Here is a 14132-nt window from a genome sequence, read left to right as displayed (position 1 = left end):
TTTCGGTCAGTGGGCCGGGGGAGCGGCGTCGAGCACCCGCTCCGCGGTGGCGAGGTCCTCACGCAGCAGCGCGAGGTGGAGGAGGTCGCCCTCCTGGTACACCGTGTCCGGTCCGGGCAGCAGGCCGTCGCCGAGCCGGGTCAGGTAGGCGGTGCGCCCACCCGTCGCGCCCTCGATCTCGCTGATCCGTCGGCCGATCCACCCGTCGGAGATCGGCATCTCGGCGATGACGACCTTTCCTGACGGATCGGTGAACTCGGGGACGTGGCCCTGCGGCAGCAGGCGGCGGACCATCTGGTCGCTCGTCCACTTGACGGTGGCCACGGTGGGGATGCCGAGGCGCTGGTAGATCTCGGCGCGACCGGGGTCGTAGATGCGGGCGACGACGTGCTCGACGCCGTACTTCTCGCGGGCCACCCGGGCGGCGAGGATGTTGGAGTTGTCACCGCTGGAGACGGCGGCGAAGGCGTAGGCGTTCTCGATGCCGGCCGCGCGCAGGGTGTCACGGTCGAAGCCGACTCCGGTGATCGTGCGGCCCTCGAAGGTCGTGCCCAACCGGCGGAACGACGACTCGTCCTGGTCGATGACGGCGACCTCGTGGCCGGCCCGCTCGATGGCTCTGGCCAGGGAGGCCCCGACGCGGCCGCAGCCCATGATGACGAAGTGCACGGAGTCGACGCTACACCGAGGCTCGACGTGCGGTGAGAGCGTCCCGCAACGGGTTCCCGGGGAGGCGGGCACCCGGCATACAGTGTGTGACGTGCCAAATTCTGGGCGCGTGGTCAAGCGCGTCATCCTCGGTCGCGCGATGCGCAGCGACAACCTCGGTGAGACGCTCCTTCCCAAGCGGCTCGCCCTGCCCGTCTTCGCCAGTGACGCTCTGTCGTCGGTGGCGTACGCCCCTGACGAGATCTTCCTGACGCTCGGCCTGGCCGGCGGCGCGCTCGCGCTCACCCACTCGTGGGAGATCGCCCTGGCGGTCGTCGTCGTCATGGCCGTGGTCATCGCGAGCTACCGGCAGAACGTGCGCGCCTACCCCTCGGGCGGCGGCGACTACGAGGTGGCCAGTGTCAACCTCGGGCCCAAGGCCGGGCTCGGGGTCGGCAGCGCCCTGCTCGTCGACTACGTGCTGACGGTGGCCGTCTCGATCTCCTCCGGCGTCCAGAACGCCGCGGCAGCATTCGGGTTCGTGCGCGGGCACGAAGTTCTCGTTGCCATCCTCCTCATCGCGGCCCTGACCGCGATGAACCTGCGGGGGGTCCGCGAGTCGGGCACGGCGTTCGCGATCCCGACCTACCTGTTCATGGCGACCGTGCTCGGCATGGCGCTCATCGGGGTGGTCCGCAAGATGACCGGCAGCCTGCCCCAGGCCGAGAGTGCCGGGCTCGAGCTGCTGCCTGATCCCAGCCACGATGCCATCACCGGGTTGGCCCTGGCCTTCCTTTTCCTGCGCGCGTTCTCCTCTGGGTGCGCCGCCCTCACCGGGGTCGAGGCGATCAGCAACGGGGTGCCGGCGTTCCGCAAGCCCAAGAGCCAGAACGCGGCGACGACGCTGCTGCTCATGGGCATGATCTCGGTGACGATGATGCTCTCGATGGTCGCACTCGCGACGTGGACCGGGGTGAAGTACGCCGAGGACCCGGCCGTCCAGCTCGCTCGCGACGGGGTGCTCGTCGGTGAGGACTACGAGCAGCACACCGTGATGGTGCAGGTGGCCCAGTCGGTCTTCTCCGGCTTCCACGCCGGGGTGGTGCTCGTCTCGATCGTCACCGGGTTGATCCTCGTACTGGCCGCGAACACCGCGTTCAACGGCTTCCCGGTGCTGGGCTCGATCCTCGCCCGCGACGGCTTCCTGCCTCGCCAGCTGCACACCCGGGGCGACCGGCTCGCGTTCTCCAACGGCATCATCATCCTGGCCGCCGCCGCGGCGCTGCTCGTCGCCATCTACGACGCCAAGGTCACCGCCCTCATCCAGCTCTACATCGTCGGGGTGTTCGTGTCGTTCACCCTGTCGCAGATCGGGATGGTGCGGCACTGGACCCGCCACCTGCGTCTGGAGCGCGACGCGGCCGAGCGCGGTCGGATGCTGCGCAGCCGGGTCATCAACGGGGTCGGCGCTGCGATGTCGGGCACGGTGCTGCTCGTCGTGCTCGCGACGAAGTTCGTGCACGGAGCGGGCTACGCCATCGCCGCGATGGCCGTCCTCTACCTGCTGATGACCCGCATCCGGCGCCACTACGACCACGTGCGCGACGAGTTGACCGTGCGCGAAGACGACACCAAGGCGCAGATGCTGCCGTCGCGGGTGCACGCCATCGTGCTCGTCTCCAAGATCCACAAGCCGACCCTGCGGGCCGTCGCCTACGCCCGGGCGACCCGCCCGACGATCCTCGAGGCACTGACCGTCGACGTCGACCCCGACGAGACCAAGGCGCTGCAGGCCGAGTGGGTGCGCCGCGACATCCCGGTGCCGCTCAAGGCCCTCGACAGCCCGTTCCGCGAGATCACCCGCCCCGTGGTCGACTACGTGAAGTCGATCCGCTCGGGCAACCCGCGCGACCTCGTCGTCGTGTACATCCCGCAGTACGTCGTCGGCCACTGGTGGGAGCAGATCCTGCACAACCAGAGCGCCCTGCGCCTGCGCTCGCGCCTGCTGTTCACCCCGGGCGTCATGGTGTCGTCGGTGCCGTGGCAGCTGGCGTCGTCGGAGGGCATGGAGGAGCGCCTCGACGGCCCGGTCGCGGGCGACGTGCGCCGAGGCGAGGGCTGATGGGAAGCCACGGCGCCACGCACGCGAGCAGCCTCGCCGTCGGGGACGAGGTCGAGGTCGACGTCACGACGATCGCCCACGGCGGCCACTGCATCGCCCGCCACGAGGGGCAGGTGCTGTTCGTGCGGCACGCCCTGCCCGGGGAGCGGGTGCTCGCCCGGGTGACCGAGACGGGTGCCGGGGAGCGTTTCGTGCGGGCGGATGCCGTCGCGGTGCTCTCGGCGTCACCGGACCGGGTCACGCCGCCGTGCCCGTGGTCGGGGCCGGGCCGCTGCGGTGGGTGCGACCTCCAGCACGTGTCGCTCCCGCGGCAGCGCCAGCTCAAGGCTGACGTGGTGCGCGAGCAGTTCTCCCGATTGGCCCGCCTCGACGTCGACGTCACGGTCGAGCCGGTGCCCGGCGACGACGGTGGCCTCGACTGGCGCACCCGCGTCGAGTTCGCGGTCGGTGACGACGGCCGTGCCGGGCTGCGCCGACACCGCTCGCACGAGGTCGTCGCCGTCGACCACTGCCGCATCGCCGCACCGGGAATTGATCGCCTGCGGGTCACCTCGCGGTCGTGGCCGGGCGCGGACGCCGTGGATGCCGTCGCGCCCTCGGTCGGGGAGCCGGTCGCCGTGACTGTGCCCGGCGACGAGGTCCCGCTCGTGCGCGAGAGGGTCGTGGTCGGTGCCAGTGGCGAGCGTGAGTTCACCCTCTCCGCTCGTGGCTTCTGGCAGGTGCACCCCGGGGCGGCGCAGACTTTCGTGGATGCCGTGCTCGAGGCGGCTGCTCCCCGCGCGGGGGAGCGGGCCCTCGATCTCTACGCGGGTGTCGGGCTCTTCGCCTCCGCACTGGCCCAGGCGGTCGGCCCGACCGGGCAGGTCATCGCCATCGAGTCCGATGCGGTGGCCTGTGGTCACGCCCGCGACAACCTCGCCGACCATGCGCAGGTCGCGGTGCTCGCCGCCCGGGTCGACGACGCGTTCGGGGTGGCTCGTCCGTCGCGGCGCGGCAGTTCCTCGCAGCGGGGGTCGCGCCCACGCAAGCCGTCGCGCTCGACCCTCGTCCCGGCATCCGCCGACGTCGTCGTCCTCGACCCGCCGCGAACGGGCGCTGGCAAGGGTGTCTGCGCGGAGATCGCCGCGATGGCCCCGCGTGCGGTGGTCTACGTCGCGTGCGACCCGGCTGCGCTGGCGCGCGACACCGCCTACCTCGCCGACCTCGGCTACCGCCTCGACATGCTGCGCGCGTTCGACGCCTTCCCGATGACGCACCACGTCGAGTGCGTCGCCCGGTTCACCCGCACGGGCTGACGTCACCGCTGATTGCCGGGACGAGGGGGCACGCGTTGATGATGGGGTGGTCCGCACTCGACGCGGCGACGAGGACGTTCTGGCGCACCGCGGGGCGCTCTGTTGACCTGTCAGGGGAGCACGTGTGGCTCGACGCCCCGATTTCCGACCGCGAACGCGTGGAGGACGCGTGGCTGGTCGACGCAGGCATTCGGGCCGGCGGTGGGCTCCGGCGCGACGACCGAGCCCGGTTCTGCACCGGGCCACCACGGAGCTCGGGTGCCGATCCACGAGCGGTTCGTCCTCTACAGAGACGGCGACGTGGTGCGCACCGACCACCACCTGTGGTTGGGCCACGCTCTCGTCGTCCGACTGCACTACCGGATGGAACGCCTGACCAATGTTTCGTGAACCATACCGATCGCGGTATGGTTCACGAAATGAGGTGGCTGATGGAGATCGACGTCAAGGAAGCGTCGCGCCGTCTGGGTCTCAACGATTCCCGTGTCCGGCAACTGCTCCGGGCGGGTGATCTGCGCGGTCGCCGCCTGGGTGGCTCCTGGCTCGTTGATGGAGAGGATGTCGCGCGGCTCCAAGGGCGTGTTCGCCTCCCCGGCCGACCGCTGGCGCCCAAGCGGGCGTGGGCGGTCCTCGACCTCCTCGATGGTGGAAGGGCAGCGTGGCTTTCGGACTCCGCTCGCTCACAGGTGCGTCGGCATCTCGCTGACCTGGTTGATCCTGGCCCCGACGAGTGGATGGCAGCCCTGCGGCGGCGCAGTCGCGTGCTCGACGTCGTGGCCCATCCGGCGGCAATCGAACGACTGCGTCTCGTCGACGGCGTTCACCCGGCCGGGCCGAGCGCCGCGCTCGGGCGTGGTTTTGACCTCGTTGCGATGGGAGAGTCGATGGCTGAGTTCTATGTCGCCGAGGCGCACTGGCCGGACCTGTACCGGGCGCTGGCGCTGAGCGAGGGGCGAGAACCCAATCTCAGGGTCCACCTTCCGCGCGAGGTCTGGCCGTTCGCTGACGAGGACAACCGGGGGCGGGTCGGTGTGGGTGACGCCGTTCTGGCGGCAGGACTGCTCGAGTCGGCAGAACCGCGCGCCGTCGCCGCGGGAGCCGACCGACTGGGTGACCTGCTGGCCAGGTGGCATGACAGGCGCGCGCGCGGATGACCACGGTGATCGACCTGCCCCCATTGCCCCCGCCGATCGACGAGTTGTGGCACACGCTTCTGGACCTCGCGGAACACGTGGACGTGCCGTGGGCGCTCATCGGCGGGCAGATGGTGCTGCTGCATGCGATCGAGCACGGACAGGTCCCACCGCAGGTCAGTCAGGACGGTGACGTGATCGCGGACGTTCGCGCCGTGCCGGGAGCATTGGCACCGGCGGAACTCAGGCGCTCGGCCGGACCGAGCTCATCACCGTGGCGCACGAAGGACGAACGGGTCGCATTCCCCGGCCAACGCTGCTGGCTGCCATCGTCGGCAAGGCGGTGGCGACGACGCTTTCGGGCCCTGCCCGTCACTACCGTGACCTCGCGCTGCTGTGTGCGCTCGTCGTGGACCCGTTCGAGTTGGTCGACCAGATGACGCGCAAGGACCGGCAGCGGCTGCGCCTGGCAAGCAGGCTCCTTGACAACGCGCACCCCGCATGGCTCTTGCTCCCCGCCGCGATCAGGAGCAGAGGCCGGATCACCTACGGCGTCCTGCACGGCTGAGCCGCCCTGATGCCACGTGGGTCGAAGGCACGGCGTGATCGAGCTGCGCGGGGGGACCGTGAGATCCGCGGCCCGAAGTCGTGTGCGCGGGGCCCTCGCGGGCCGGCACGCCGCGGCATAGGCTCGACGCGACCGACCCGGTGTGGTTAGATATCTTGACATCAAGATAAATCACGGGAATCGCGCGACGACGCACGACCTGAAGGGAGCCCCGGTGGCCAGCACGAACAGCTTCGACGCCCACGGCACACTCGAGGTGGGTGAGCAGTCCTACGAGATCTACCGCCTCGCAGCGGTCGAGGGGAGCGAGTCGCTCCCGTACAGCCTCAAGGTGCTGCTCGAGAACCTCCTGCGCACCGAGGACGGCGCCAACATCACCGCCGAGCACATCCGTGCCCTCGGCAGCTGGGACGAGAACGCCGAGCCCGACACCGAGATCCAGTTCACGCCGGCCCGCGTGATCATGCAGGACTTCACCGGTGTGCCCTGCGTCGTCGACCTCGCGACCATGCGCGAGGCCGTCGCCGACCTCGGCGGCGACCCGAGCAAGATCAACCCGCTCGCCCCGGCCGAGCTCGTCATCGACCACTCCGTGCAGATCGACGTCTTCGGCCGGTCCGACGCGTTCGAGCGCAACGTCGAGTTCGAGTACGGGCGCAACAAGGAGCGTTACCAGTTCCTGCGCTGGGGCCAGACGGCCTTCGACGACTTCAAGGTTGTGCCCCCGGGCACAGGCATCGTCCACCAGGTCAACATCGAGCGCCTCGCTCGCGTCACCATGGTCCGCGACGGCGTCGCCTACCCCGACACCTGCGTCGGCACCGACAGCCACACGACGATGGTCAACGGCCTCGGCGTGCTCGGCTGGGGTGTCGGCGGCATCGAGGCCGAGGCGGCCATGCTCGGCCAGCCCGTGTCGATGCTCATCCCGCGCGTCGTCGGCTTCAAGCTCACCGGCGCCGCGCGCGCCGGCGTCACCGCCACCGACGTTGTCCTCACGATCACCGAGAAGCTGCGCCAGCACGGTGTCGTCGGCAAGTTCGTCGAGTTCTACGGTGAGGGCGTCGCCGCCCTGCCGCTCGCCAACCGCGCGACGATCGGCAACATGAGCCCCGAGTTCGGCTCGACCTGTGCCATCTTCCCCATCGACGACATCACCTTGGACTACCTGCGCCTCACCGGCCGTGACGAGGAGCAGGTCGCTCTCGTCGAGGCCTACGCCAAGGAGCAGGGCATGTGGCTCGACCCGGCCAACGAGCCGCGGTTCTCCGAGAAGCTCGAGCTCGACCTGTCGACGGTGGTTCCCTCCATCGCCGGCCCGAAGCGCCCGCAGGACCGCATCGCGCTCAGCGAGTCCAAGCAGCAGTTCGCGCTCGACGTGAAGAACTACGGCGTCGACGGTGAGCTGCGCTCGGTGCCGGTCCAGGCCGGCGGTGAGGACACCGGGCGCGGTGGCACCTCGTCGTTCGATCTCAAGGACGGTGCCGTCGTCATCGCCTCGATCACCTCGTGCACCAACACCTCGAACCCGTCGGTGATGATGGCCGCGGCGCTGCTCGCGAAGAACGCCGTCGAGCGCGGACTGACCGTCAAGCCCTGGGTCAAGACCTCCATGGCCCCCGGCAGCAAGGTCGTCACCGGCTACTACGAGGCCGCGGGCCTGTGGCCCTACCTCGACAAGCTCGGCTTCAACCTCGTCGGGTACGGCTGCGCCACGTGCATCGGCAACTCCGGCCCGCTGCCGGCCTACGTGTCGTCGGCGATCCAGGCCGAGGACCTGTCGGTGGCTGCGGTGCTCTCGGGCAACCGCAACTTCGAGGGCCGCATCAACCCCGACGTGAAGATGAACTACCTCGCGTCGCCGCCGCTGTGCATCGCCTACGCGCTGGCCGGGACGATGGACTTCGACTTCGACACCGACCCGCTCGGTCAGGACGAGGCCGGCAACGACGTCTTCCTCGCCGACATCTGGCCCGCTCCGCAGGAGGTCGAGTCCGTCATCGCGTCGTCGATCACCCGCGACCTGTTCACGGCCGACTACGCCGACGTCTTCGCCGGTGACGAGCGCTGGCAGTCGCTGCCGACCCCCGAGGGTGACACCTTCGCGTGGGACCCGGCCTCGACCTACGTGCGCAAGCCCACGTACTTCGACGGCATGCAGATGGACCCGGCACCGGTCACCGACATCACCGGTGCCCGCGTGCTCGCCAAGCTCGGCGACTCGGTCACGACCGACCACATCAGCCCGGCCGGTTCCATCAAGGCCGACAGCCCGGCAGGCAAGTACCTGGCTGACAAGGGGGTCGACCGCAAGGACTTCAACTCCTACGGCTCGCGTCGCGGCAACCACGAGGTGATGATCCGCGGGACCTTCGCGAACATCCGCCTGAAGAACCTGCTCCTCGACGGCGTCGAGGGCGGCTTCACCCGCAACTTCCTCGCGGGCGGCGAGCAGACGACGATCTACGACGCGTCCGCCGCCTACCAGGCGGCCGGCATCCCGCTCGTCGTCCTCGCCGGCAAGGAGTACGGCTCGGGGTCCTCGCGCGACTGGGCGGCCAAGGGCACGGCCCTGCTCGGGGTCAAGGCGGTCATCGCCGAGTCCTACGAGCGCATCCACCGCTCCAACCTCATCGGCATGGGCGTGCTGCCCCTTCAGTACGCCAAGGGCAGCAACGCCGAGTCGCTGGGCCTGACGGGCACCGAGACCTTCTCGGTCTCGGGGGTCACCGCCCTCAACGACGGCGGGATCCCGCGCACGCTCACAGTCACCGTGACCCGCGAGGACGGCTCGCAGACCAGCTTCGACGCGGTCCTGCGCATCGACACCCCGGGTGAGGCCGACTACTACCGCAACGGCGGCATCCTCCAGTACGTCCTGCGCTCACTCGTCTGATCGCAGCCTGCTTCAGGCCGGACCACCCGTGGCCGCACCCTTCATCGGGTGCGGCCACGGGTGGTTGTGGGGGACCGCGGATGCCGGGAGGGCCCGGCGCGCCGTGTGGACTACGACTCGGTGCGCACCGGCGCGTACTCCAGGGCCAGCACGCCGGTGGGCAGGGCCGTGGAGCGCAGCAACGTCATCGGCACCATCGGCGCACCCTCGGTGAACAGCCGATCACCCGACCGGGCGGCGATCGGGTGCACCAGCAGGTGCAGCTCGTCGAGCTCACCCGCGTCGAGCAGCGCCCGCACGACCGGCAGCGACCCGGGGATGAGGACCTTGCCCACACCCTCGGCACGAAGCGCCTGCGCAGCAGCCACCGGGTCAGTGGCGCGCTCGACGTTGCGCCAGCCCAGATCCTGCTCGCCGGAGGTGATGACGACCTTGCGGGTGTCGCCGATGAGCGCGCCGAACTCGGCGTCGTCACCGCCGGCGGCCTCACGCTCGGGCCAGGCGCCGGCGAAGGACTCGTAGGTGCCCCGGCCCAGCAGCAGCACGTCGACGCCCTCGTAGTCGGCCGAGACGCATTCGCCCATCGCCTCGTCGAAGTACGGCCCGTGCCAGGCGAAGTCGATCTCGGCGACGCCGTCGAGGGTGATGAACAGGGTGGAGATGATCGTGGTCAAGGAGGAGCCTTTCGCCGCTTCTCGGGTGCAATCTCGGTAGCCTGCCTGAACGGTGCGACTCAACACGAACGATGTTCAGGCCAGGAGGATCGAATGATCGACGTGCTCTGGGGGCTCGGCGGAATGGTCGTGCTGCTCGGGCTCGCCGTCGCGATCTCGGAAAACCGTAAGGCAATTCGGCTGCGCACGGTGGGTGCGGCGCTCGCCCTTCAGGTGGCCTTCGCGGTCATCGTCCTCTACGTTCCCGCCGGACGAGCCGTCCTCGACGCCGTCACCCGCGGGGTGCAGGCCGTCATCGACTCCTCGCGGTCGGGCATCAGCTTCCTCTTCGGTCCGCTCATCCCGGCCGAGGGCGAGGGCCTGGTCTTTGCCCTCCAGGTGCTGCCGGTGATCATCTTCTTCGCCGCGCTGACGTCGGTGCTCTACCACTGGCGCATCCTGCAGAAGGTCGTCGGCTGGCTCGGCACCGGCCTGCGCTGGGTACTCGGCACCTCGCGCGCCGAGTCGGTGAACGCGGCCACCAACATCTTCCTCGGCCAGACCGAGTCGCCCCTGGTCATCCGCCCGTTCATCGCCCGGGTCTCCCGCTCCAGCCTGTTCGCCATCATGGTCGGCGGCCTCGCCACCGTGGCCGGTTCGGTGCTCGTCGGCTACGCCCTGCTCGGCGCCGACCTCGACTCGCTCATCGCGGCCGCCTTCATGGCAGCCCCCGGTGCCCTGCTCATGGCCAAGGTCGTCGTCCCCGAGAGCGAGGCCGTCGACGCCGACGGGGTTCCCGTCGCCAGCACCGACCCCGCCGACACGGAGGCGCTCGAGGAGGCCGAGGCCGAGGCGATGGAGGAGGTGCGGCACGTCAACGTCATCGACGCCGCCGCCGCCGGGGCTGCTGACGGCCTCAAGCTGGCCGCGAACATCGGCGCCATGCTGCTGGCGTTCATCTCGCTCATCGCCCTGATCAACCTCATCCTCGGCACCGTCGCCGGGTGGTTCGGGGTCGAGTCGCTGACCTTCGAGCAGATCCTCGGGTGGATCTTCGCGCCGATCATGTTCGTCATCGGCGTGCCGTGGGACGAGGCCGTGCGCGCGGGCAGCTTCGTCGGTCAGAAGACCGTCGTCAACGAGTTCGTCGCGTTCTCGAACTTCGGCCCGGTGGCAGACGAGTTCACCGAGAAGACCCAGGCGATCATCACCTTCGCCCTCACCGGGTTCGCCAACCTCGGCTCGCTCGCGATCCTCCTCGGCGGGCTCGGCGGTCTCGCGCCGAACCGCCGCCCCGAGATCGCCCAGATGGGCCTGCGGTGCGTGGCTGCGGCGACGCTGGCCAACCTCATGAGTGCCGCCATCGCCGGCATCCTCATCGGCTGAGAGGCTGTTAGCCCCAGTGCGGGCTGAGGCGAACGACGTCTCCGACGACGACGACCGCCGGGTTCTCGACACCGACGGATGCCGCGCGCTCGGCGATGTCGCGCAGGGTCCCGATCGTGACCCGCTGGTCGAGGGAGAAGCCGCGCTCGACGATGGCGACGGGGCAGGATGCCGGGCGGCCGGCATCCATGAGCGCCGTCGCGGAGCGGGCGAGGCGACCGACGCCCATGAGCAGGACGACGGTGTGGTCGGTGCCGCCCGGGACGTCGGGCAGCTCGTCGTGGCCCGTGACGACGGTGAACCCGCGCGCCACGCCCCGGTGCGTCACGGGGATGCCGGCGGCCGCGGGCACCGCCACGGCGCTGCTCACCCCGGGCACGACCTCGACGCGGATGCCGTGGGCCTGGCACGCGAGGCGTTCCTCGCCGCCGCGGCCGAGGACGTAGGGGTCGCCGCCCTTGAGGCGCACCACGGATCGCCCGGCCAGCGCCAGGTCGACGAGCAGGTCGTTGATCCGCTCCTGGGGCAGGGCGTGGCGCCCGGGGGACTTGCCGACGTCGATGACCTGCACGTCGACGGGCAGGGCGTTGACCACGGCACGTGGTGCCAGGCGGTCGAGCACGACGACGTCGGCGCTCGCGAGCAGTTCCCGACCACGGACGGTCAACAGCCCGTCGTCGCCCGGGCCCCCACCGACCAGGGCCACCCAGCCGGGGCCGTCGCGGCGGGTGCGTCGCCGGGTGTCGACGTGACCGCCGGCCAGGAGGGCGCCCACCGAGCCGGCCACACCGCGGGCCAGGGCAGCGTCGTTCCCGGCGTGCACGGCCACGTCGACCGTGCCGTCAGGGGTCGAGACGCGCGTCGTCGCCGGAAGCACCGCGGTCGCGTCGAGGCACCAGAGGCGAGCCGCGACGGCATCCGCCCGCACGGCCTCGTCGATGGCGGCATCACCCGAGGCCGCCAGGGCCAGCCAGGCACCGTCGAGGTCGATCGGGCCGGTGTAGTCGTGCTCGCTCCAGGTGATCTCGCCGGTCGCGGCGAGGGCGGCGGCGTCCTCAGACACCCAGGGGGAGATGATGTGCACCGCGGCCCGCGCGTTCACCAGGGCCAGGATGCCGGGCAGCGCCGCCGGGCCCCCGCCGACGACGACGACGCGGCGGTCGGTGAGGTCGAGCCCGATGGGGAGCGTCACGGTGACGTCGGATCGGACGTGGGGTGCTCTCCGGGAGCGAGGGCGTCAGCCATCGCCGCGGCCAGGGTGCGGCCGTCGTCGGGATCGATGAGCAGGAAGGCGCCACCACGGCGTGAGGTGGAGTACTCCTCGACGGGCAGGGGAGCGGCGAAGCGCACCGTCACCCGGCCGATGTCGTTGAGGGCCAGTTCCCCGGCCGGGGCCAGGCGCAGCGAGTCGAGGTCGAGGCGGCCGTCGATCGAGCGCACCATGGCGAGCACCGTGCGGGACCCGTGCTTGACGAGCAGGCGGGCGCCGGGACGCAGTGGCTCGTCGCCGAGCCAGCAGGCGAGCGCGGTGACCTCCTGGCGCAGCTCGACCGGGTCCGCCGCTGAGGCGATGAGGTCACCGCGGCTGACGTCGACGTCGTCGGTGAGCCGGATCGTCACCGACTGCGGGGCTACCGCGACCTCGAGCGACTGCTCACCGAGGTCGATGCCGGCCACCGTGGACCGCAGCCCTGACGGGTGGACCACGACCTCGTCGCCGACCTGTACCGAACCCGAGGCGAGCTGCCCCGCGTAGCCGCGGTACTCGACGTGCTCGGGGGAGCGGGCGGCACCCTGGGGACGGATGACGACCTGGACCGGCATCCGGAACGACTCGTGCACCGGGTCGGTGTCGGCCGGGAGGGTCTCGAGCAGTTCGAGCAGCGACGGCCCGTCGTACCACGGGGTGTTGGGGGAGCGGTCCACGACGTTGTCCCCGACAAGGGCGGAGACAGGGACAGCGTGCGCGTCGGGGATGCCGAGCTCCGTGGCAATCGCCCGCACGTCGGCGGCCAGGGTGCGGAAGACCTCCTCGCTGTGGGCGACGAGGTCGATCTTGTTGACCGCGATGACGACGTGCGGCACCCGCATCAGGGCCGCGACGGCGAGGTGGCGGCGGGTCTGCTCGAGCACCCCCTTGCGGGCGTCGACGAGCAGCACCAAGGCATCGGCCGTCGAGGAGCCGGTGACCGTGTTGCGGGTGTACTGCACGTGGCCGGGGCAGTCGGCGAGCACGAACGAGCGCTCGGCGGTGGCGAAGTAGCGGTAGGCGACGTCGATGGTGATGCCCTGCTCGCGTTCGGCCCGCAGCCCGTCGGTGAGCAGTGCGAGGTCAGCGGTGTCGAGGCCACGGTCCCGGCTGACCCGCTCCACGGCATCCAGCTGGTCGACGAGGACGGACTTGGAGTCGTGCAGCAGCCGCCCGACGAGGGTGGACTTGCCGTCGTCGACCGATCCGGCGGTGGCGAGGCGCAGCAGGGTGGACATCAGAAGTAGCCTTCCTTCTTGCGGTCCTCCATGGCGGCCTCGGAGATCCGGTCGTCGGCGCGGGTCGCGCCGCGTTCGGTGAGCGTGGACGCCGCGACCTCGGCGACGACGTCGGCGACGGATGCCGCGTCACTGGCCACCGCGCCCGTGCAGGACATGTCACCGACGGTGCGGTAGCGGACCCGGCGGGTCTCGACGCGCTCGCCGGGGCGCGGCTGAGAGTACGGACCGACCGCGAGCAGCATGCCGTCGCGCTCGAAGACCTCGCGGTCGTGGGCGTAGTACAGGCCGGGCAGCTCGATGTCCTCGCGCTCGATGTAGCGCCACACGTCGAGCTCGGTCCAGTTCGAGAGGGGGAACACCCGCACGTGCTCGCCGGGGCGGTGGCGCGGGTTGAAGATGTTCCACAGCTCGGGGCGCTGGTTCTTGGGGTCCCACTGGCCGAAGTCGTCGCGCAGGCTGACGACGCGCTCCTTGGCGCGGGCCTTCTCCTCGTCGCGGCGGCCGCCTCCGAAGACCCCGTCGAAGCGGTGCCGGGCGATGGCGTCGAGCAGCGGCTGGGTCTGCAGCGGGTTGCGGGTGCCGTCGGCGCGCTCGCGCAGGCGGCCGTCGTCGATCCAGTCCTGGACCGAGGCCACCTCGAGGCGCAGGCCGAGCCGCTCGACGGTGGCGTCGCGGTAGGCGAGCACCTCGGGGAAGTTGTGCCCGGTGTCGACGTGCAGCACGGGGAAGGGCACGGGAGCCGGCCAGAACGCCTTGGCGGCGACGTGCAGCATGACCACGGAGTCCTTACCGCCGCTGAAGAGCAGCACGGGGCGCTCGAGCTCGGCGGTGATCTCGCGGATGACGAGCATCGCCTCGCTCTCGAGGACGTCGAGCTGGGTCAGGACCGGGAGGCCGGTGGAGGTCGTGCTCACGGATGTGGATTCCTTCGTCATCGTGGC

The 14132-nt window shown here is 70.7% G+C and carries 12 protein-coding genes; 7 read left to right on the top strand and 5 right to left on the bottom strand.

Annotation, left to right across the window (positions count from 1 at the left end; all coding sequences use genetic code 11):
* Positions 1-6 precede the first annotated feature (6 nt).
* Positions 7-669: a potassium channel family protein gene (locus tag C8E84_RS03635; protein WP_159899549.1), complete on the bottom strand. Its 663-nt coding sequence runs from the start codon at positions 667-669 to the stop codon at positions 7-9.
* Between the two features lie 91 nt (positions 670-760).
* Between C8E84_RS03635 and C8E84_RS03630 the strand changes: the two genes are divergently transcribed.
* The 6 genes from C8E84_RS03630 (at position 761) to acnA (ending at position 8662) form a co-directional block, all read left to right on the top strand.
* Entirely contained in the window at positions 761-2770 is a 2010-nt protein-coding gene (locus C8E84_RS03630; RefSeq protein WP_425495945.1) for an APC family permease, read from the top strand.
* Positions 2770-4065 carry a class I SAM-dependent RNA methyltransferase gene (locus tag C8E84_RS03625; RefSeq protein WP_159899547.1) on the top strand — a complete coding sequence of 432 codons (1296 nt, stop codon included), beginning with the start codon at positions 2770-2772 and terminating at the stop codon, positions 4063-4065. The genes C8E84_RS03630 and C8E84_RS03625 overlap by 1 nt, the downstream gene beginning before the upstream one ends.
* A 258-nt stretch (positions 4066-4323) precedes the next feature.
* Entirely contained in the window at positions 4324-4455 is a 132-nt protein-coding gene (locus tag C8E84_RS18315; RefSeq protein WP_281348900.1) for a hypothetical protein, read from the top strand.
* A 41-nt stretch (positions 4456-4496) separates the two neighbouring features.
* The gene (locus tag C8E84_RS03620; protein ID WP_159899545.1) at positions 4497-5219 is read left to right on the top strand and encodes a helix-turn-helix domain-containing protein; all 723 of its coding nucleotides are present in this window, start codon (positions 4497-4499) and stop codon (positions 5217-5219) included.
* Positions 5220-5472: 253 nt separating this feature from the next.
* Positions 5473-5766, top strand: coding sequence for a hypothetical protein (locus C8E84_RS03615; RefSeq protein ID WP_159899543.1), 294 nt, complete (start codon positions 5473-5475; stop codon positions 5764-5766).
* A gap of 214 nt (positions 5767-5980) precedes the next feature.
* On the top strand, positions 5981-8662 hold the full coding sequence (gene acnA, locus C8E84_RS03610) for an aconitate hydratase AcnA (RefSeq protein ID WP_159899541.1): 2682 nt from the start codon (positions 5981-5983) through the stop codon (positions 8660-8662).
* Positions 8663-8772: 110 nt separating this feature from the next.
* Here the strand turns inward: acnA and C8E84_RS03605 are convergent, their stop codons facing one another.
* On the bottom strand, positions 8773-9336 hold the full coding sequence (locus tag C8E84_RS03605) for a dihydrofolate reductase family protein (protein ID WP_159899539.1): 564 nt from the start codon (positions 9334-9336) through the stop codon (positions 8773-8775).
* A 93-nt stretch (positions 9337-9429) separates the two neighbouring features.
* Here C8E84_RS03605 and C8E84_RS03600 point away from each other — a divergent pair, with 93 nt between their 5' ends.
* Complete coding sequence (locus C8E84_RS03600; protein ID WP_159899537.1) at positions 9430-10701, top strand: NupC/NupG family nucleoside CNT transporter; 1272 nt, start codon at positions 9430-9432, stop codon at positions 10699-10701.
* A gap of 7 nt (positions 10702-10708) precedes the next feature.
* Here the strand turns inward: C8E84_RS03600 and cobA are convergent, their stop codons facing one another.
* From cobA to cysD, 3 genes are read right to left on the bottom strand one after another with little or no spacing between them, the layout of a single operon-like run.
* Positions 10709-11893 carry a uroporphyrinogen-III C-methyltransferase gene (gene cobA, locus C8E84_RS03595; protein ID WP_159899535.1) on the bottom strand — a complete coding sequence of 395 codons (1185 nt, stop codon included), beginning with the start codon at positions 11891-11893 and terminating at the stop codon, positions 10709-10711.
* Positions 11890-13188 carry a sulfate adenylyltransferase subunit 1 gene (locus C8E84_RS03590; protein ID WP_159899533.1) on the bottom strand — a complete coding sequence of 433 codons (1299 nt, stop codon included), beginning with the start codon at positions 13186-13188 and terminating at the stop codon, positions 11890-11892. Before C8E84_RS03590 ends, cobA begins: the two co-directional genes overlap by 4 nt.
* Complete coding sequence (gene cysD / locus C8E84_RS03585) at positions 13188-14126, bottom strand: sulfate adenylyltransferase subunit CysD (RefSeq protein WP_159904438.1); 939 nt, start codon at positions 14124-14126, stop codon at positions 13188-13190. Before cysD ends, C8E84_RS03590 begins: the two co-directional genes overlap by 1 nt.
* Between the last annotated feature and the right edge of the window lie 6 nt (positions 14127-14132).

The sequence above is a fragment of the Ornithinibacter aureus genome, assembly GCF_009858245.1.
Taxonomy (GTDB): Bacteria; Actinomycetota; Actinomycetes; order Actinomycetales; family Dermatophilaceae; genus Fodinibacter; species Fodinibacter aureus.
Note: the sequence above shows the minus strand (reverse complement) of the source record. Positions and strands in the feature narration are given on the sequence as shown.